Source organism: Pseudomonas sp. BR20 (genome assembly GCF_050780135.1).
Taxonomy (GTDB): domain Bacteria; phylum Pseudomonadota; class Gammaproteobacteria; order Pseudomonadales; family Pseudomonadaceae; genus Aquipseudomonas.
The window spans coordinates 4200415-4220802 of sequence record NZ_CP172012.1; the positions used below are offsets into that span (position 1 = coordinate 4200415).

Here is a 20388-nt window from a genome sequence, read left to right on the forward strand (position 1 = left end):
AAAGTCATGCAGAATTTCCGCGCGATTGCCGATGCAATCGCCACGCTGTTCTTCCCCCACGCCGAAGTGGTGCTGCATGACCTGCGCACGCAAAAAGTCGATTACATCGCCAATAACCTGTCCAAACGCGGCATTGGCGACGACTCGGCGCTGGAAGACATGCTCAGCGCCGACGTCAGCGAAGTGAATATCGGCCCCTACGAAAAGCTCAATTGGGATGGCCAGAAAATCCGCAGCCTGAGCACCGTGCTGCATGACCACACAGGTCGCCGTCTGGCGGTGCTGTGCATCAACCTGAATATCTCACTGTTCGAAAACGCCAAGGCCGCCCTGGACCTGTTCCTGTCGCCGAGCAAGCTGATCCCGCAACCGGACTCGCTGTTTCGCGATGACTGGCAGGAGCGCATCAATACGTTCCTGCATGCCTGGATGCGCGAGCGCCAGCTGAGCCTGAACCTGCTCACCCGTGACCACAAGCGCGAGCTGGTGCTGGCGCTGCATGCCGAAGGCGCGTTCAAGGGCAAGAGCGCCTCGAACTATGTGGCCAATGTGCTGGGCATGGGGCGGGCCACGGTCTACAAGCATTTGAAGGAGCTCAAGGGCTGATCGAACACCGCTGAGCAAATGTGGGAGGAGCGATACGGCGATTCGACTTGCCCTGATGCCAGTCAGTTAAGAAGTAGAAAGGGTAAAAAGTAACCTGTGGCGAGGGAGCTTGCTCCCTCGCCACAGATACAGTGTTCGACCTTGACTGACTGGTACTCCCACGCGAACGTGGGAATGATCATATTACGAAGACTGTAAGCACCAAGCCCACCGAACTGTGCCTTGTGTCGCACATCCGACATCGTTCCATGCCCGGCGCCATAGAGCCCTGTTCGCCGCGTTGCAGCCTGTCTCCAGGCACAACCAATACTCGCCATCTGCCGGAACGGGCCAAGTCGTTACCGGGCCGTAGGCTTTCACCATTTCATCAATCCCACCGTAAAAACTCATTGCCCTGCCCCCCGGCAGCGAGTTACGCCACGCAATAGCTTGGGAGTAATTCACACCGCTCGCGTACTGACGTAAGTAATACACATTGCTGACGGTAACGTTATACGACACGGTGTGACCTCCCTGATCCTTCACATCAATTGTTGTACTGCCATTGACAACCCCTCTCACTTTCCCTGCCGCCGTTACCGAGGCGACAGCAGGGTTGCGGGAACTGTAGCTATAAGGCGGATGGCCGCCGGAGGCAACGCGAGTTTGGTTATTACCTGAATAATCCCCGGCAGGTTGTCCCCAGAACGCAATGATCGCAAATCCATTCAAGTTCATTGTGGTTTGATCAATTCCCAAGGTTTTCGCTAACGTGTAAGTCGTCGTCGGTAAAGTAATCACATCTTCAGGGTTCAAGCTGCCATTGAGCGTCACCTGGCTCTTCACCTGGATCTGCTGGTTATTGGGCACCGACTCCAGCCACGTGCGCAGCACCGTTATATTGGCCAACCCATTCGCCGCTTCGGCCGCCGTGATGGCAACGCCATTGAGCACATACAGATCGGCCACTCCTGCACTGCTGCAGAGAATCCACACCCGTTGCCCGGCAGCAATAAAAGGCCACCTCCCCAGTGCTGCCCATGCATTGCCAGTAAACGTGTTCAGATCCAGCGTCGCGCCCGTGGGAAGGTTATGAATGGCCGCGCGAGGCAGGTTCGCTGCTGGGATCGGCGTAACCGTCACCGTCACCGTTCCAGAAGACCTGGTCTCACTGCCACGGGTCACTTCATACCTGAGCGTAAACGTTCGGTTGCTGTTACCGATATTGACAGCAATAGCGCTCGCCGCAATCAGGAAGTCAACGCTGCCGCTCGTGCTGCCGTTCTTGGCGGGGATGTTGGGAGAGCCCGCGGCACCGTTGCCTACCATGATGACTTTGATGCTATCGGTGGTCAGCATACCGGTGTAGGTCACCTGCACCGTGCCCCCATTCAAGGCGCTCAATGGGGCCAGGATTACCGAGGCACCACTGCCTGAAGCTTGAAGCAGCACGGGCAGACGCAAGTCCCCGAGTGCTGAGCGCACGAAGTAGGTGGACGTTGGGAATTCCTGGGCACTGGCCTCGACTGAACCGCCATCAAAACTCACTCTGCACGTGACTGTGATCTGCCGGTTATCCGGCAATGCCGCCAGCCAACTGCGCAGTACCGCCTTGTTCACCAAGCCGTTCGCCGCTTCCGCCGAAGTGATCGCCACCCCGTCAAGCACCGGCAAGTCATCTACGCCGACGCTGCTGCACCTCAACCACACCCGTTGTCCCTGAGCACTCAACCGCCATTTGGCCAACGACGCAGTCGCGTTGCCAGTGAAGGTATTGAGGTCAAGCGTGCCGTTATTGGCAATGCCGTTGATCAGCGGTCTCGGCAAGTCCGATTCGCGCAGGGGCTGAACGGTCAGGGCCTGGACAAAGGAGTCTACCGGCTGGCCATTGATGGTCGCGATATAACGCAACTCGATGGCTTTGCCCACGCTGTCGGCCATGATCTTCTGGCTGATGGCGAAGTCGACGCGACCGCCATCCAGGCCATCCTTGGCGGGAATAGTGGCCATGCTGCCGTCGGGGTAGATCCACTGCAAATGAATACGGTGCGTGCCATTCATCCCGTCGTACGCCACCGTCACCGAAGCGGTGTTCTCGTAATCCAGCGGGTAAATACTCAGGGTCGGGGCAACCAGGTTGGCGAACGCCGGTGCCGGCAACGTCGAGGGAATGGCCTGTACGATGTGCTCGCGCACGCCAAACAGCACCGCCTGGTCCTTGCTGAAACTTTCAGACAAGGTGACCCAGAAGCGGATGCTCAGCCGCGAGCCGTCCTTGAGCCGGCGCAGTTTATCCACCGGTGCGGGCGGGGAAATGCCGCTGACTACACCGGTATCGGTCACCAGATTGGCCGTGTAGGTGTGCTCGATAAACGGCGTGCCATCGTCAAAGGTGCCCTCGTAGGTCATCCACATGCGCTGGTTGGCCGCGATGAAACTCCACACCGAAATACGCGTACGCGTCGCGTCGGTGAGCAGGGACAGTTGCAGCACCATGCTGTCGCCGATCCCGTCGATGGTCGGTGTGGGCAACCCGATCAGCCGCAGCAATTCCAGGCTCAGTACATCTGACTCATAGGGAATGGCACCCCGGAAAAAATGGTACTGCACGCTGATGCGGTTGCCGTCTTCACGAATACCTTTGGCGATAACCTCCCTTGGAATGGGCACCCTCACCTCGTGGGTGGCGGGGTTGCCCTGCACTTCTGTGGCGTAGCTGCCATTGCCATCCGGGCTGAGCCAGTCGATAAAAATCCGATCGGTGGCGTGCATCGGCCGGAATTTCACCACCACGGTGGCGCCCGCCAAGGCCGCCAACGGGTCGAGGCGATCCGGAAAGCGTTGGGCTTCGGCGACTTCCGGACGGTCCAGCACCACCCCCACGCCAACGCTGAGGTTCAGCACCTCCGAGCGCAGGATCTGCCGTGGCGGCCCCTTGCGTTCCAGGCTGTAACTGATGCGCAGGCTGCCGTTGCGGTTGAAATCCAGGATGGTGCGGGTCACCGGGAACGTCAGTGGTCGGCCCGCAGTCGCCGCATTGACCAGGATAGTGTCATTGGCCGAGCCGCCCAGGGCCGAGCCGATGCAGTTCCAATGGTACACATCGCCTTCTTGGGCGCCCAGATAGGGCAAGGTCAGCAGTACGGTGGGGCCGGCGATGTGGTCAGGGTTGATATTGCTGCCTTCGGTGCCTTGAAGCTGCGGCTGAGGCAGCTCGGGAATACGCTCACCGACTTGGGCGCCCACCTCCAACGATTTGCGCGTGTCTTCACCGTCGGTGACCACGTAGTAGAAATAAACGATGCCCAGACCGTTGAACAGTTGCAGGTCCTCCTTGCTCACATGGCGACTGCCGCCCTGGGGACCTGCCAGTTGGGACTCGAAGTAGATTTCGCCACCGCCGCCGGGTACCCGGTGTTCGATGTACAGGGTCTCCAGCCAGTCCGGATTCTGAGGTTCATAGAACGGGATGGTGACGTCGATATCGTAGTCTGGATCGATCAGGCCCAACTCGATCGGGTTGATCGTCACCCCAGGCATCGACACCGGCGTGCCGATCACGGTGATGGTGACGCTGCCGGACTGGCCAAGGAAATCACCGTTCGCCTTTTGCCAGATGAATGAAACCCGGAACGAGCCGCCGACCAATTGTTCGATAATTTCGCGGTCAACGGAAACCGTTGTAAAACCCAGGTTGTTGTCCGTTGCGGCCGGCAGCGGGAAGAGCTGGGTTGAACCATCGACCAGGGTGGCGAACAGGCTGACGAAAATCTGGTGCCGGGGTGTCGGTGCCGGGAATTGCCGGGGCGTGAGCACCAGCACGTCAAAGATCGAGTTGCTTTGGGTGTCGAAATCGATCTGGCTGAACTCCTCGCCATCCACCAGGAAAATCGGCGCGCCGAGCAGGCTGGGGTCCAGCTCGCTGACCAGGAAATAAGACTTGGAATACTGGTACTTTTCCCCGGAAAAGTTCCCCACCACGTCCTGTACCCGAAAGCGCAAGGTCAGGGTTCCCAGCAGGCCACCCTGGAGGATGATCGCCTCACTGACGAAAATCCGGATCGGCTCGCCGCTTTCCGCTTCTTCGAGGCTGACGATGTGTATGACCTTGACACCGTCCCAGGACAGCTCGATGCGGTCGTTCTGGCGGCTATGCTCATACGGCTCAATCAGGCACCACACGCCAGCACCGGCAATCAATCGATCGATCGTCGAACCTTCGGGCAGGCCCTCAACCGTCATGACCAGGCCGGTGTGCCAGTCGCTGCCCGGGTCGCGATCGGTGCCGCCGGGGCGAGTGGTCTTGATCAGGAGAGTTTGCAGCGGCGAGGTGCTTTCCTGGAAGGTACCTGCGCGCAATACCCGACCGTACATCGACACTTCGCCTTCAGGCACATGCTCTTCTGGCACAAATAGATCGTAACGGGGCAAGTCGTCGAAGACGAGGTCCGCGGCCACGGCATTGAGCAGGTCATCGAGGTAGAGGGCGTAATAGTCGTAGGCCGACCAGAGGTGCCACTTTTCAAAGATGAAATGCGCATAAGGACGCACATGGCGAATGCCCAGGCCGATGGGGGCGTTTTCAGGATACAGGGTGGAGCGCAATGAGATTGACGGGTAGGCGGAATAAGGTGGGTCGAGGTCTTCGACCCGTTGGGGGAGCGTCGTCGGCACCGTGGCAGGCGTATAGGGGACAAGGTCTTGCGAGGGCGACGGGGTTGGGATGTCATCCATCGAATGACAATCGCAGGCTGGATCAACGGGCCGGTCGGACATGAAAGAGACTCCTTGCTGGAGGGATTGCGCGAGTAAAAAGGGCGCGTTCAGGCAAGGAAAATCAGACACCCGGTGGGGAGGGGCGTCTAGCTGTTAGAATTGACAGTGGCGACGAACGGGGAATTACACAGGGAAATCAGAGATGAACGCCTGGACAAAACTTCACACGCTCACATTTTTTCTTACATTTTTTTCACGTTTTATTCACATCCCGAGACGTAGTGTGAAGCCTCATCCGTTACAAATGTTGCACATCAAGCCCGCCGCCCCAGCGGGCTTTTTTTTGCCTGGGATTTGAGTTAACGCGAGGCCTTCGCGGCCGGCGCAGCCGCTTGCTCACGAATGGCGCGCTGGGTATCCAGCACCTTGGCCAGCGCGTGTTCGGCTTCCGGGCTTTGCTGCGGCACACGAATCGCCGCCGAGACCAGGGTGATCAGCTTGGCCATCACTTCGGCATCGGTCGCCGGGCGGCCCAGGCTCATGGAGTTCATCAGCAGGCGCAGCTCGGTACCGGCCATGACCCCGGAAATGGCCTTGAGGGCAAATTGCAGGCGCACTCCCAGCTCATTGCGCGGCAAGTCCGGCAAGGCCAGGGCGAAGGCTTCGAAGAAGCGCTGGAACACCGGCTGGTAATGCACCTTGAGGTATTCCTGGATAAACGGCGAGGTGTCGCTGTACACCCGCCCGAGGAAACGGATGAACGAACGCCCTTCCCCACTGGCACTGGCCGGGTCGCTGCGCTCCAGGCCCATGGCCGGAGCGAAGAGCACACCGAGCAAGGTGTCGCAATCAAGCGGGCCATCGGACTCGGCTTCACAACGCGCCAGCAGTTCCAGGCGCTGCTCGTTGAGCGGCTCCAGGCGTTGCATCAGCAGGGTCTTCATCAGGGAATCCTTGTCCCCGAAGTGGTAGTTCACAGCGGCCAGGTTCACCTGGGCGCGCTCGGTAATCTGCCGCAACAACACCGCGTCATAACCGTACTTAATGAAGAGAGCCTCTGTCGCATCCAGCAATCGAGTCTTGGTAACGTTTGGAGCGCTGAGTTTCTTCGCGACCATAAGGGTTCCACGGCGGAAATATTGTTTTAAAAAATAATTTGATTTTTTATACCGGTGCGGCCGTTCGAAAGCAAGTAGTGACACGCCGCCATACTATCCAAAGCCTTTGCCAATGGGCACTTTGAGGGTAGCCCCAGGTATTTTGGCAGCCCCCCACACCGACGGGTGAAATCATTTCAAAGCGTAAAACCGCTCTACACCCACGGCTGGCGAAGCGCGGGGAACACGGTTAGTATTCAAACAATATTTTAAAAACAAGAAATAAAACCAGTCCGAGACGCGAACCAGCTAGCTCCCGAACTTGTTACAAAGATTTACAAAGGGGGCAGGACGGCGGCGTCGAGACTGCAGGCGTAGTCACGATGACAGATACCCGTGCGCACCCAGGCTTGATTTCCCTGCAAGGCATCGGCAAGCGCTATCAGCTCGCCGGGCAGGAACTGACCATTCTCAATGAGGTGTGCCTGTCCATCGCTCGCGGCGACAGCTGCGGCATCCTCGGCGCCTCAGGCTCCGGCAAAAGTACCCTGCTCAATATCCTCGGCCTCCTGGACTTGCCCAACAGCGGCCAGTACCACTTTGCCGGCCACGATATTTTCAGTGCTTCCCCGGACGAACTGGCGGCGATCCGTAACCAGCAGATCGGTTTTGTGTTCCAGAGCTTCAACCTGCTGCCGCGCCTCAGCGCCCTGGACAACGTCGCCCTGCCCCTGAGTTATCGCGGCGTGTCCCGGCATGAATCAGTGGAGCAGGCCCTGCGCATGCTCGAACAGGTCGGGCTGGCGGAGCGCGCCCACCACCGCCCTGCCGACCTCTCCGGTGGCCAGCGCCAGCGTGTGGCCATCGCCCGGGCGCTGGTGGGCAAGCCTTCGGTGATCCTGGCCGACGAACCCACCGGTAATCTCGACAGCGGCACCGCCCAGGACATCATGGACCTGCTCCTGGCGCTGAACCGCGAGCAGCAGGTGACGCTGATCATCGTCACCCACGACCCACAGATCGCCGAGCGCCTGGAGCGCAAGATCCTGGTGCGTAACGGGATGGTGCACGAGACGGGCCGCCTATGAGCCTGCGGGTCGAACAGAGTTTCAGCCAATTGCTGCATGAAGCCTTCGTCAGCCTGCGCACCCTGGGCAAACGCTCGATCCTGGCTCTGCTGGGCATCGTCATCGGCAGTTCGTCGGTGGTGGCGCTGATCAATATCGGCCATAACGCCGCGGTGGATGCCGCGATGATTTTCAAGGACATGGGCACCGACACCCTGGTCGCCCAGTTCCCGCCCAAGGGCAGCAGCACGGTCCCGGCGCCCGCGAAGCTCGACCTGGACGCCGTGCGCCATGCCGTGCCGGGCATCGCCCATATCGGCGCACTCACCCTGTTCAGCGGACCCATCGTGTTCCATGGCCGAACCACCAACGCCAACTTCGTCGGCAGCACACCGGACGTCCAGACGGCAATGCGCCTGGTGGTACAGCAGGGGCGCTTTCTGTCGAGCTTCGACAGTAACGAAACCTATGGCGTGATCGGTGACCAGGTGGCCCAGGCCCTTGGAACGCCGGGCGATCCGCTGCAACTGGGCGACCGCGTGCGCATCAACGACTACCTGTTCCTGGTGGTGGGCATTCTGCAGAACCAGCCCAGGGCAATGCTGATGCCGGTACAGGCCAACGATTCGTTGTTCATTCCCGCCGAAGGCATGCGCCGCATCTATGCCATGCCGCAGATCGGCAATGTGATCATCCGCGCCGCGCCCGGCCAGGACATGGAGCGCATTGCCAAGGAAGCCGCCAGCGCCTTGCAGACCCAGCTCACCGACCACACTGTCGACATCCAGGTGCCCCAGCAAATGATCGACGGCATGACCCGGCAAAGCCGCACGTTCGCCTATCTGCTGCTGGCCCTCGGCGCCATCTCCCTGGTAGGCGGCGGTGTGGGGGTGATGAACGTGATGCTGATGAACGTGTCGGAGCGCCGTCGTGAGATCGGCATTCGCATGGCCCTGGGCGCTCGCCAGCGCGACATCCGCAACCTGTTCCTGCTCGAAGCCGTTACCCTCACCGCCGTCGGCGCGCTGTGCGGCGCGGTACTCGGGATGACCGCCGCGTGGCTCTACGCCTGGCTGTCGGGCTGGCTATTCGACCTGGCCGCCGCCGCCCTGCCCCTGGGGGTGGGCAGTACGTTGCTGGTGGGCCTGTTCTTTGGCATCTACCCGGCTGTCTCGGCCTCACGGTTGCAGCCGGTGGAGGCCCTGCGTGATGAATAAATGGCTCTGGCTACTCGCACTGATCAGCCTGCCCGTCGGGGCGGCCGATGTGGTCATCAAGCCGTCGGCGCCGAGTACCACCCGCAGCGGTTACGACCGGGGCGTGTCCTTGAATGCCCAGGTCACCACCATGACCCTGGGTGACGCCGTGTACCTGGGCCTGCGCAACAACCCGGCGATCCGCAGCGCTTACCTGCAGCGGGTCGCGCAGAAATTCGACCTGCGTGTCGCCGAAGACGTGTTCAACCCCAAGCTCACCCTCAACAGCTATTACCGCAGCACCCGCGGCTCCCAGGACAGTGCGCGCAATGCCAACGTGGCGCCGGCCACCAGTTTGCTCAGTGAGTACGGCACCCGCCTGAGCATGGCCTGGACCCAGCAGTTGAACAACGCCGACCGCGCCGGCCGCTACCGCAGCGACGGCCTCGACCTGGCGATCATCCAGCCGTTGATGCGCGGTGCCGGCTGGGACGCCACCACCGCACCGCTGCGCCTGTCACGCCTGTCGGAGCAGGCCAACCGCCTGAACCTCAAGGCCACGGTAGCCCAGACCATCAGCCAGATCATCGCCACCTACCGCGAACTGCTGCGGGCCCAGGAGCAACTGAGCATTGTGCAGGACGCCCTCAAGCGCTCCGGCACGCTGCTGGAAGTGAACAAGGCGTTGATCAGCGCCGGGCGCATGGCCGAGTTCGAAATCGTGCAGACCGAAGCCGACATCGCCACCCAGCAACTGGGCGTCGAAGAAGCGCAGAACCAACTGGACACCAGCCGCCTCGCCCTGCTGCGCCTGCTGGCCCTGGACCTGTCCACACCGATTCGCGCCAGCGAAGCCCTGGAGGCCAAACCCATGCAGATCGACAAACGCCAGGCTTTCAATCTGGCGCAGACCCAACAACCGGAATACCTCGCCGCCCTGCTCGGCAGCCAGCAGGCCGACCTCAACCTGGTGATCGCCAAGGACTCCGGGCGTTGGCAGGTGGACCTGGTGGCCGGCGCGAACCAGATACGCGACGCCTACAATAACGACGGTGGCAGCACCAACAACCGCACCTGGGACAGCTACGCCGGTGTGCAGGTGCAGATCCCCATCGGCGACATCAGCACACGCCAGGCCGAAGTGCGTGCGCGGGTCAACGTAGAGGACCAGGAGATCCGCATCACCGACGCCCGCCAGGAACTGGAGCGCAGCGTCAACGACGTGGTGCGCGACCTCGGCACCCGCTGGCGCCAGTATGAAATCTCCCAGCGCGCGGTGGAGTTGTCGCGGCGCAAGATCGAGATCGAACGGGAAAAGCTCAGCGCCGGGCGCTCCACCAACTTCCAGGTGCTGAGTTTCGAGACCGACCTGCGCAATGCCGAAAACGCACAGCTCAACGCGCTGATCGCTTATTTGAACGCCCAGACCCAGCTCGACTTGACCCTGGGCATGACGCTGGAAAGTTGGGAAATCGCCCTCAATGACTATTAAACAGAAAGGCCTGCTGGGCGCTGTATTGATTGTGCTGCTGGCGGGCGCCGGGCTGGCCCTGCGCAGCCCGGCCGAAGGCCCGGCTGCCACCGGCGAGCAATGGCTGGCGGTCAAGCCCGACCCGCTGGTGCACCAGATCGGCCTGGTGGGCAAGATCGAACCCGACACCACCCTCACCCTCACCGCGCCGTTCGACGGCAATGTGCAGGCCAACCTGGTGGAGCAAGGCCAGCGGGTCGAGGCCGGCCAGGTCCTGCTGCGCATGGACCCGGCCACCCTTGAAGTACAATTGCGCGACGCCCTCTCCGCCCAGCTCAAGGCAAGGCGCACCGTGCAGGAAATGCAGGACTGGGACAGCGGCCCCACCGTCAGCCGTGCGCGCCGCAGCCTGCGCACCGTCGAGATGACCGCCGGCAACACCCAGCGCAAACTCACCGAAAGCGAAAATCTGTTCAAGCGCGGCATCATCCCGCGCAACGAGCTGGACGACCTCAAGCAACAGACCCAGCAACAGCAGCTGGACCTCGCCTCCGCCCGCAGCGAACTGCAGCAGGCCCTTGATCAGGGCAAGGGCGAGTACCGCCAGATCGCCGACATGGAACTGACCAACGCCACAGTGAAATACGAGGCCTTGCGCACCCTGCTCGAAGGCAAAGAGGTGAAGGCGCCGTTCTCCGGCATCGTGGTGCCCGCGCCCGGCAATAATGCGCCCCAAGGCGGCGGCAACACGAACGCGCCTATTCAGGCCGGCAGCAGGGTCAGCCAGGGCCAGGTGCTGTTCGGCCTGGCCAATATCGAGCGGCTGAAGATCGTCGCCAAGGTCTCCGAGCTGGACATCAACCAGTTGCATCAGGGCCAGGCGGTGGAAGTGCTGGGCGATGGTTTTGACGGCGAACGGCTGAGCGGCTCGGTGAGCGTGGTCAGCGGCCTGGCGATTGCCGGCGACAGCCAGGGCAGCGCGCAGTTTCCGGTGACCCTGTCGATCCCCAGGCTGACCCCGCAACAGTTGCAGCGTGTGCGGCTGGGGATGAGTGCGCGATTGACCATCGTCACTTACAACAACGCGCAGGCGATGGTGATTCCGAGCGAGGCGATCCAGGCGGATAGGACGGTGGAGTATCGAGAAGCGATGGATAAGCCGGTGGAGCGCGTGAAGGTGACCACCGGGCAATCGACGCCGCAGGGGGTGGAAGTGTTCGGCCTAAAACCCGGCTTCGTAAAGACCTCAAGATAAATAGAGATCCCCTCCCACATTTAGAAATGCGCCAACTTCGATGCCAATGCCTTGGCCTGAAGGGCAACATCGGTTACCGCCGTGCTCTCCCACCACATCCCCCTCAACGGCGGGCCCATGGCGAACAATCGCGCGCTGACCTGGCCCTGGGCATCCAGCACTGCGCCGGACGTGTCCGCCGCAATCCCCAACGCCAACGGCCCGGGCGTGATCAGCCCGCGCTTGAGCAACTGCTGCGGCAACGGCCGGGCCACGCGGCGCCAGTCGTATTCGATACCGCTGGAGTTGATCAGCGCTGCGCCCGATACCTGGGTGATCACCTGTTCGCCCCGATAACGCAAACGAATGGTCACGCCCTCACCCGCAGGCTCCAGCCCCTTGAACGACGCCGCACGAATCCGCAACCGCCCCTCTTCATGCAGCCTTGCCACCAACTGCGCACTCAACGGCGGCGAGCGGTGGTGATGGCTTTCCCACCAGGGCCGTACATGCCGCACGAACTGACGTTTCTGGCCCTCGCTGGCCTGGCTCCACAAACGCCCGATATGGGCGCGCACCGTGTCCAGTGGCGCCTGCCAATCGATACCCTGCGCCAGCGCCAGGCGGCATTGGCGACGCACCTCGCGCAGCAGTTGTCGCGGGCTGCGCAAGGCGTGGTCAGCGGCGAGGAAATCGTCCCAGCCCGGCGGTTGCCGGCGCACATGGGGCAACAAACCGTGGCGTGAAAACACCTCGATGGGCCCACGGTGCCCGGCCTGTTCCAGGGACACCACGGCGTCCACCATGGTCAACCCGGAGCCGATGATCAGCACGGGCGCCTGCGGGTCGAGGTGGGTCATGGCCTGCACGTCCCAGGGGTCCACGGCGGCGGCGTTCAACCCGCTGGATTCGGTCTGCGGCGTGCGCGCCGCCGGGAACATGCCGGTGGCCAACACCGCGTGGGCACCACGCAGTTGTTGGCCATTGTCGAGGGTCAGCAACACTGAGTCGTCGCCAACTTGCAGGTCGACGACTTCGGCGCGGATATGCTCGACGGTGGACGCCGACAACGCCTTGGCTTCAGCCAGCCGTTGCTGCGCATACAGGCCAAAAATCCCGCGTGGCGGGAACAGTTCGCTGATGGGCACGTGCTGCTGGTCCGACTCGGGCCAACCGCCGGCGCCGATGTAGTCGGTGAGCCATTGGGTCAGGTCATCGGCATTGTCCGGGTCGACGCTCATGCGCGCGGCATTGCCGTTCAGGGTGTGGCCCAGTTCGACGGCGCTGTAGGCCTCGCCACGGCCGAGTTCGGCGCGCGGTTCGATCACCAGGATCCGGCGCTGCCCAGGCAGGCGCAGCAGTTGCACCGCCAGCATCGTGCCGCTCAGGCCGCCGCCGATGATCAGGACATCAGCGTTGCGGAGGGATTCAGTCATGCATATTCGCCTTTACTGTTTACCCAGATAAATATCGTGCAAATCGCCCCGCGCCAACAGCTCGGCGGCGCTGCCACTCAAGGCCACGCGCCCAGTATCCAGCACGTAGCCCTGGGACGCATAGTTGAGCGCGACGTTGATGTTCTGCTCGGCGATCAGGAAGCTCACCTGCTGCTCGCGGTTGAGCTGCGCGATGATCTCGAAGATCTCCTGCACGATCATAGGCGCCAAACCCATGGACGGCTCGTCGAGCAGTACCAAAGTAGGACGGGTCATCAATGCGCGGCCAATGGCGACCATTTGCTGCTCGCCGCCGGACGTCAGGCCGGCGCGGGTGTGGCGTTTGGTCTTGAGCCGGGGGAACCAGGCGTAGATGCGCTCCAGGTCTTGCTCCATGGCCTTGCGGCTCAGGCGCCGCACAAAGCCGCCGCTGCGCAGGTTGTCTTCGACGGTGAGCTGGCCGAATACATGACGGCCCTCCAGCACATGCACCATGCCCTGGCGCACGCGCTGGCTGGGGTCGACGCCGGCCAGGTCGACGCCGGCGTATTCGATCACGCCCCGGCTGACTTCGGCGCGCTCGGCACGCACCAACCCGGAGATCGCCTTGAGGGTGGTGCTCTTGCCGGCGCCATTGGCCCCGAGCAAAGCGACGATGGCGCCCTTGGGCACGCTCAGCGACACCCCGGCCACGGCTAGGATCGCACCGTCGTAGATCACTTCAATATCGTTGACCGTCAACAACGACGGGCGCGTGGCTTCGGTAGCGAGCTGGCTCATGATTTATTCATCCCCGGTGCAGGTGCGTGGCGTCAGGCCTTTTTCCTTGGCAAACGCCGCGGACTTTTCATCGATCAGCGGGCGCAACAGGGCGCGGTCGGCGGCGATCCAGTCGCTGATCAGCGTCCAGTGGGCGCCGTCCCATTGCTGCACGCGCGCCGAGCCGCCGCCTTCGTGGTCGCGGCACGACAGCTTGAGGTTCTGCATCAAGCCCAGGTAACCCATGTCCTTCAAGCGCGTGTCATCGATATTCAGGTGTTCCAGGCCCCAGCGGCCTTCTTCACCATTGAGCGGACGCTTGCCGAACTTGGCCTGGCCGGTGCGGATCGCTTCCGCGGCTACGGCGGCGTTCACCAAGCCGGAGTTGTAGTAGACGCTGCCGAAATTCTTCAGGTCCTTGAGATCGCTGTGGCCCTTGTCGAGGATGTACTGCTTGAGGCGTTTGTGGATCTCGAAATCCGCACCTGCCGGGTAAGGCGTGAGCGCCAGGTAGCCCTTGGCGGCGGCGCCTGCGGGCAATACGTCTTCGCTGGAACTGGCCCATATATCGCCGATGATATGGTCCACCGGGAAGCCGAAGCGGGCGGCGGTTTTCACCGCCACCGGGGTGGACACGCCCCAGGTACGCAGGAACACCCAATCCGGGTTGGCTTGGCGTACCTGGCGCCATTGCGCGGACTGCTCGTTGCCCGGGTCGGCCACCGGAATCTGGATGTTTTCAAAGCCGTATTTTTCCGCCAGCAACTTCAGCGGGCCAAGGGTTTCGCGACCGTAGGCCGAGTCGTGGTAGACCGTGGCGATCTTCTTGCCCTTGAGTTTGTCGAAGCCGCCTTCGCGCTGGGCGATGTAGTTCACCAGGGTCGACGCCTCGCTGTAGAACGTCAGCATCACCGGGAAGTTGTACGGGAACACCGTGCCGTCGGTGGCTTCGGTGCGACCGTAGCCGAGGGTAATCAGCGGGATCTTGTCCACCTCTGCCCTTTCGCTGAGGGCATAGGCCGCCGGTGCGCCGTTGGGCTGGTACACCGCGACCGGCGCGCCATCCAGGCCGTTCTTGAAGCGCTCGTAGCACTCGATGCCCTTCTCCGCCGTCCACTCGGTCTCGCATTCCTGCCACACCAGCTTGACGCCATTGATGCCGCCTTCGACCTCGTTGATATAGCGCAGGTAGTCGATCATTCCGGCCCACACCTGCACGCCGCTGGACGCGTAGGCGCCCACCCGGTAGGTGGCCAGGGGAAAGAACTGCTGGTCGGCCGAGGCCATTGCCTGGGGCACGGCACCGGCCAGGGCAGCCAGCGCGAAGGCGGCGCCGGCCAGGGAGCGTTTCAAGGATGCACGCATAGGGATTCTCTTATTCAGTCAGAAACGTAGGGGCCACTGACGCAGCCGATCGCGAAGGTTGTGAAACAGGCGAATCAAGCCCTCGGGTTCCTTGATCAGGAACACGATGATCAACACACCAAAAATGATTTTCTGCAGGTTCTGCAACTGCCCTGCATCCACCGAACCACCGAACAACGCCTGCCCGGCATGGCTGAGGAAGATCGGCAGCAAACTGATAAACGCCGCGCCGACGAAGTTGCCGGCGATGCTGCCCATACCGCCGATAATGATGATGAACAGGATCTGGAATGAGCGATTGATGTCGAAGCTGCTGGCGCTGGCCGTGCCCAGGTAGGCAAACGCCCACAACGCGCCGGCGATGCCGAGGTAGAACGAACTGACCGCAAACGCCAAGCGCTTGTAGCGCACCACCGGGATGCCGACCACGGCGGCGGCGGTGTCCATGTCGCGGATCGCCATCCAGTTGCGGCCCACCTGGCTGCGCACCAGGTTGACCGCGGCCCAGGTCAACAGCAGCACCGTGACCAGGGTCAGCCAATAGCGGCCCAGCGGCGTGTTGAGGTCATGGCCGAACAGCGCCAGCTTCGGCGCCGAAATGGTCCCGGACGAGCCGTAGTTGTAGAACCAGGGGAATTTGACGAACAGCCACTCGAGGAAAAACTGCGCGGCCAAGGTGGTGACCATCAGGTAGAAGCCTTTGATCCGTGAGCTGGGCAAGCCAAACAGCAGCCCGACCAGGGCGCTGATGATCCCGCCGCCGAGCAGCGCCACCGGCAGGCCCAGCTCAGGCAGGCGCAGCAAAAACCCATAGGTGGCGAAGGCACCGACGGCCATGAATCCGGCAGCACCGACCGAGGTTTGCCCGGTATAGCCGGTGAGTAAATTCAGCCCCAGCCCGGCCAGTGACAGCACCAGGAACGGGATGAGGATCGCATTGAGCCAATAGTCATTGCCCCACAGCGGCACCCCGATAAACGCCAGTGCCAGCAGGCCGAGCAGGCTCCAGGGCACGCGCCGCTGGATCAACAGCAACGGTGCGGTGTGTTCAGCAACAGGGATCGACATGCTTTCAGACTCGCTCGATGGCGCGCTCGCCGAACAGGCCGGCGGGACGGATGTACAGGAAGGACAACGCCAGGACATAGGCGAACCACGGCGTGATGCCGCCACCGATCAGCGGGCCGATATACACCTCGGCGAGGTTCTCCGCCGCGCCGACAATCAGCCCGCCGACAATCGCCCCACCAATCGAGGTGAAGCCGCCAATGATCAACACCGGCAACGCCTTGAGCACCACCAGCGACAGCGAAAACTGCACGCCCTGGCGCGCGCCCCACAACAACCCCGCCACCAGCCCGACGATGCCGGCCACCGCCCAGACGATCTGCCAGATGCGGTTGAGGTTGATGCCGATGGACAGCGCCGCCGTGGTGTCATCCGCCACCGCGCGCAGCGACACACCGATGCGGGTCTTGTTGAACAGCAGCGCCAGCACCGTGACCAGCACCACGGCGACGGCAGCGGCGATCAGGTCGAACTGGCTGAGCATCAGCGGCCCGACGAACAGCGGTACATCGTCGATGCCCAGGTCCAGGGCGCGCACTTGCGAGCCCATCACGCCCTGGGCCAGGCCTTCGATAATGAACGACAGGCCCAACGTCGCCATGAACAGCGTGATTTGCGAACGGTTCACGAGCGGCCGCAGCACCAGGCGCTCGATGAGCAAGGCGCCGACGATCATCACGATCACCGTCAGCAGCAACGCCAGGGCAAACGGCACGCCCTGGTCGTGCAGGCTGACGAAGGTCAGCGCGGCAAACAGCAGCATCGAGCCCTGGGCAAAATTGAACACGCCGCTGGCCTTGTAGATCAGTACGAAGCCGATCGCGACCAGGGAATACATGGTGCCGGCGAGCAGGCCGCCAAGCAGGGTTTCGAAGAAGAACGTCATCAGTGCGTCACTCCCAGGTAGGCCGCGATCACCTCGGGGTTGGCCTGCACCTCGGCGGGTGTGCCGTCACCGACCTTGCGCCCATAGTCGAGCACCACCACATGGTCGGACAGGCCCATGACCACGCCCATGTCATGCTCGATCAACACCACGGTGGTGCCGAGGTCGCGGTTCACGTCGGCGACAAAGCGCGCCATTTCCTGTTTTTCCTCGGCGTTCATGCCGGCCATGGGTTCGTCCAGCAGCAACAGGCTCGGCCCGGCGATCAACGCACGGCCGAGCTCCACGCGCTTTTGCAGGCCGTAGGACAAGTTGCCCACCAGCACATCGCGGTGGGCTTGCAGTTCAAGGAATTCGAGGATGCCCTGGGCCCGCAGTCGAAACGCCTCGGCTTCACGGCGTGCACGGGGCAAGCCGAGGGCCTGTTCGATAAAGCTGGTGCGCATATGCCGCGACAGGCCGGTGAGGATGTTGTCGAGCACACTCATTTTCTTGAACAGGGCGTTGTTCTGGAAGGTACGGCCAATGCCCCGGCGCGCGGCGCCCAGCGGGTCGATACGGTGGAAGTGCTGCGCCTCGAACACGATCTCGCCGGCATCGAAGCGATACACGCCGTTGAGTACGTTGAGCAATGAACTCTTGCCGGCGCCGTTGGGCCCGATCAACGCGCAGATCTCACCGCGCGCCACCTCGAACGACAACCCATTGATCGCCTTGACGCCCTTGAACGACAGCGAGATGTCCCGCACCTGGAGGATGGCTGGGCTCATGCGCGTTCCCGTTTGAATTCGGTAAGCCATGTCGGCTCAGCATTGGATTTGAGGGGCTGCCAGATATAGGTCAGGCGCTGGAAGCCCAACAGTGTGCGCACACGGTTTTTCAGCAGGCGGCGCAGGCCTCTGTGCGGGTGGGCAATGGCCCAGTCGCACAGGCGTCGACGCCAGGTGCCGTGGGGTGCAAGGCGGCTTTCGATCTCGTCGGCCAGGTGCTGCAGGCGCGCGGGCGACAGCAGCAGGCCGGTGGGCGCGACTTCGCTGCGATCACGCCGCGCCGAGGCCAGGCTTTCCGGAAAGGCCAGGCCGTGGCCGCTGTTCAGCCACTGCTCGAGCACCACGGCCAGGCCGCCTTGCCACTGGGTGCCCTCTTCGCTCCACAGCGTGGTTTCGTCCGCTGGCTGCCACCAACGCTGCAGGTGTTGCGCCGGGTCCACGGGGCCGAGCAGTTGGGCGAAATTCAACCGCTGGGTGAACGTCCAATCGCGCTGGCGACCTTGAACGTAGGCGTGGCTGGGATGAATACGCCACAGCTGCTGCTCCAAGGCCTGCGGCTCGAGGTTATCGGCCAGTGTCAGCACCTGCCCGCCGACGGACTGGGCCGCCAACGCCAGCAACAGCAGGTTCGGCTCAAAGGCGCCACTGAGCACCAAGCGTGACTGTTGACTGAAATCTTGCTGGCGCAAACCATCGGCCAGGCGTTCGACGTCGCGCAAGATGTCGATCCAGCGCCAGGCGTACCACTGGCCCTGGCGCTTGTGGCGCAGGGCGATGTGCAACGGCGTGAGTTGTGCCCAGTGTTGCAGGTGTTCCAGGAGGGCCGTTGGTTCGTGCACGCTCATAGGGGGTTGCTCCTATTGGGGGGTGTGCGTGCGGTGGTCCGCTGGCTTGATTATTTGGATCGATACAGGACAACTGTGGGAGGGGCGGTGCGACGATTCGACTTGCTCCCGATGGCGGTGGGTCAGTTAGAACACCTTTGACTGAGCCACCGCTATCGGGAGCAAGCCCCCTCCCACATTGGACTTATGTGCATTCGATAGATCGCGATAGCTGGCGCCCGGGTGGTTCGCGCCCAACCTTGCACCGTCGCCGAACAACTTCTCGCGCAACGTGCCCTGGGCGTATTCGGTCTTGTACACGCCACGCTTCTGCAACTCCGGCACCAGCCACTCGACGGCGTCGATAAAGGTTTCGTGGGTCAGTGCATAGGCGAGGTTGAAGCCGTCGACGTCGGTCTCTTCGACCCACTCCTGCAACAGGTCCGCCACGGTTTCCGGGCCGCCGACGAACAGCGGGCCAAAGCCGCCGATACCGACCCAATCGGCCAGTTCGTTGGGCGTCCAGACCTTGTTCGGATCCGCCGTGGAGAAAGCTTCCACCGCCGATTGAATCGCATTGGTGTGCACGTGCTTGAGCGGTTCATCCGGCTTGAACTGGCTGAAATCGATCCCGGTCCAGCCGGAGATCAGCGCCATCGCGCCTTCATAGCTGACGTAGGATTTGTACTCGTCAAACTTGGCCTTGGCCTTGGCGTCGGTCTCATCGACGATCACCGTCTGCAAGTTGAAGATCAGGATTTTCTTCGGGTCGCGCCCGGCTTCGGCCGCACGGCGGCGGATGTCGGCGACGGTCTTTTTCAGCAGCACCTTGGACGGGGCGGCAACGAACACGCATTCGGCCTGCTCGGCGGCGAACTGCTTGCCACGGCTGGAGGCACCGGCCTGGTACAGCACCGGCGTGCGCTGCGGCGAGGGTTCGCACAGGTGGATGCCGGGCACCTGGAAGTGTTTGCCGACATGGCGAATCTCGTGGATCTTGCTCGGGTCGCTGAAAATCCGACGTTCGCGGTCACGCAGTACCGCGCCCTCTTCCCAACTGCCCTCCCAGAGCTTGTAGCAGACCTCCAGGTATTCCTCGGCGTAGTCGTAGCGTGCGTCGTGTTCGGTCTGGGCTTTCTGGCCAAGGTTCTTGGCGCCGCTTTCCAGGTAGGAGGTGACGATGTTCCAGCCGATGCGGCCCTTGGTCAGGTGGTCGAGGGTCGAGAGACGGCGGGCAAACGGATACGGGTGCTCGAACGACAGCGACGCGGTCAGGCCAAAACCCAGGTGTTCGGTGACCAGCGCCATGGGCGCGATCAGCGACAACGGATCGTTGACCGGCACCTGGGTCGCCTGGCGAATCGCCGCGTCACCATTGCCGTTATACACGTCGTAGATGCCAAGCACGTCGGCGATAAACAGGCCGTCGAACTTGCCGCGCTCAAGAATCTTCGCCAGGTCGGTCCAGTACTCAAGGTCCTTGTACTGCCACGAGCGATCACGCGGATGCGCCCACAGGCCCGGCGATTGGTGGCCGACACAGTTCATGTCGAAGGCGTTCAAGCGGATTTGACGGGACATCACAGCACTCCGTTGAGGTGGTAGTTGCCGACGACCTGGTATTTCCAGCGCAACGGATCATCCAGGGTCGGTGGCAGCGCGGTGCGTTGGCCGGTCAGTTCGAATTCGGTGTTGCTGGCAAAGAGCAAGGCTTCGGCGGCGGCGATCTGCGCTTCGGTGGCGGCGACCGGGCTTGGGTCGGTTTCGGCGCGTTCCAGCAAGGCGGCCGCTACATCCACGCGAATCTGCCAATCGCCGAAGCGGCTGATCACGTAGGGGTCGTCGCTTTTTTCGACAATGCGTCGGGTGCTTTCCAGCAATTGGCGCGCTTGATTCAGGGCAGTCATGGATAAG

Annotated in this window: 16 protein-coding genes; 5 read left to right on the top strand and 11 right to left on the bottom strand. The window is 62.3% G+C overall.

Translation table 11 applies throughout. From position 1 onward, the window contains the following. Positions 1-6: 6 nt before the first annotated feature. Positions 7-606 (top strand): helix-turn-helix transcriptional regulator, encoded by a 600-nt coding sequence (locus ACHPFG_RS19145; RefSeq protein ID WP_431703497.1) that lies wholly within the window; start codon positions 7-9, stop codon positions 604-606. Positions 607-789: 183 nt separating this feature from the next. Here the strand turns inward: ACHPFG_RS19145 and ACHPFG_RS19150 are convergent, their stop codons facing one another. Both ACHPFG_RS19150 and ACHPFG_RS19155 read right to left on the bottom strand, forming a co-directional pair. Continuing rightward, positions 790-5361, bottom strand: coding sequence for an Ig-like domain-containing protein (locus ACHPFG_RS19150; RefSeq protein ID WP_431700144.1), 4572 nt, complete (start codon positions 5359-5361; stop codon positions 790-792). 299 nt (positions 5362-5660) lie between these two features. Next, a complete protein-coding gene (locus ACHPFG_RS19155; RefSeq protein WP_131698079.1) occupies positions 5661-6419 on the bottom strand; it encodes a TetR/AcrR family transcriptional regulator in 759 nt (252 codons plus the stop codon). A gap of 362 nt (positions 6420-6781) precedes the next feature. On the opposite strand from ACHPFG_RS19155, the gene ACHPFG_RS19160 reads away from it, so the two are divergent. Genes ACHPFG_RS19160 through ACHPFG_RS19175 form a run of 4 tightly spaced genes read left to right on the top strand, consistent with a single transcriptional unit; the run spans position 6782 to position 11387 of the window. Next, positions 6782-7486: an ABC transporter ATP-binding protein gene (locus ACHPFG_RS19160; RefSeq protein WP_431700145.1), complete on the top strand. Its 705-nt coding sequence runs from the start codon at positions 6782-6784 to the stop codon at positions 7484-7486. Then, entirely contained in the window at positions 7483-8682 is a 1200-nt protein-coding gene (locus ACHPFG_RS19165) for an ABC transporter permease (protein ID WP_431700146.1), read from the top strand. The genes ACHPFG_RS19160 and ACHPFG_RS19165 overlap by 4 nt, the downstream gene beginning before the upstream one ends. Next, entirely contained in the window at positions 8675-10153 is a 1479-nt protein-coding gene (locus ACHPFG_RS19170; RefSeq protein ID WP_184742783.1) for a TolC family protein, read from the top strand. The genes ACHPFG_RS19165 and ACHPFG_RS19170 overlap by 8 nt, the downstream gene beginning before the upstream one ends. After that, entirely contained in the window at positions 10143-11387 is a 1245-nt protein-coding gene (locus tag ACHPFG_RS19175) for an efflux RND transporter periplasmic adaptor subunit (RefSeq protein ID WP_431700147.1), read from the top strand. Before ACHPFG_RS19170 ends, ACHPFG_RS19175 begins: the two co-directional genes overlap by 11 nt. Positions 11388-11407: 20 nt before the next feature. Here the strand turns inward: ACHPFG_RS19175 and ACHPFG_RS19180 are convergent, their stop codons facing one another. The 9 genes from ACHPFG_RS19180 to ACHPFG_RS19220 all read right to left on the bottom strand — a co-directional run bounded on the left by ACHPFG_RS19180 (position 11408) and on the right by ACHPFG_RS19220 (position 20381). Next, entirely contained in the window at positions 11408-12802 is a 1395-nt protein-coding gene (locus ACHPFG_RS19180) for an FAD/NAD(P)-binding protein (protein WP_431700148.1), read from the bottom strand. Positions 12803-12814: 12 nt separating this feature from the next. Continuing rightward, positions 12815-13582, bottom strand: a complete 768-nt coding sequence (locus tag ACHPFG_RS19185) for an ABC transporter ATP-binding protein (protein ID WP_090402747.1) — start codon at positions 13580-13582, stop codon at positions 12815-12817. 3 nt (positions 13583-13585) lie between these two features. Next, the gene (locus ACHPFG_RS19190) at positions 13586-14926 is read right to left on the bottom strand and encodes an ABC transporter substrate-binding protein (protein WP_431700149.1); all 1341 of its coding nucleotides are present in this window, start codon (positions 14924-14926) and stop codon (positions 13586-13588) included. Between the two features lie 18 nt (positions 14927-14944). Continuing rightward, positions 14945-15994 carry a branched-chain amino acid ABC transporter permease gene (locus ACHPFG_RS19195; protein WP_431700150.1) on the bottom strand — a complete coding sequence of 350 codons (1050 nt, stop codon included), beginning with the start codon at positions 15992-15994 and terminating at the stop codon, positions 14945-14947. 4 nt (positions 15995-15998) lie between these two features. Beyond that, positions 15999-16880, bottom strand: a complete 882-nt coding sequence (locus tag ACHPFG_RS19200) for a branched-chain amino acid ABC transporter permease (protein WP_027606301.1) — start codon at positions 16878-16880, stop codon at positions 15999-16001. Continuing rightward, entirely contained in the window at positions 16880-17650 is a 771-nt protein-coding gene (locus ACHPFG_RS19205) for an ABC transporter ATP-binding protein (RefSeq protein WP_431700151.1), read from the bottom strand. Before ACHPFG_RS19205 ends, ACHPFG_RS19200 begins: the two co-directional genes overlap by 1 nt. Beyond that, entirely contained in the window at positions 17647-18495 is an 849-nt protein-coding gene (locus ACHPFG_RS19210) for an AMP-binding protein (protein ID WP_431700152.1), read from the bottom strand. Before ACHPFG_RS19210 ends, ACHPFG_RS19205 begins: the two co-directional genes overlap by 4 nt. 126 nt (positions 18496-18621) lie before the next feature. After that, the gene (locus tag ACHPFG_RS19215) at positions 18622-20055 is read right to left on the bottom strand and encodes an LLM class flavin-dependent oxidoreductase (protein WP_431700153.1); all 1434 of its coding nucleotides are present in this window, start codon (positions 20053-20055) and stop codon (positions 18622-18624) included. After that, positions 20055-20381 (bottom strand): acyl-CoA dehydrogenase, encoded by a 327-nt coding sequence (locus tag ACHPFG_RS19220; protein WP_431700154.1) that lies wholly within the window; start codon positions 20379-20381, stop codon positions 20055-20057. The genes ACHPFG_RS19215 and ACHPFG_RS19220 overlap by 1 nt, the downstream gene beginning before the upstream one ends. Positions 20382-20388 lie beyond the last annotated feature (7 nt).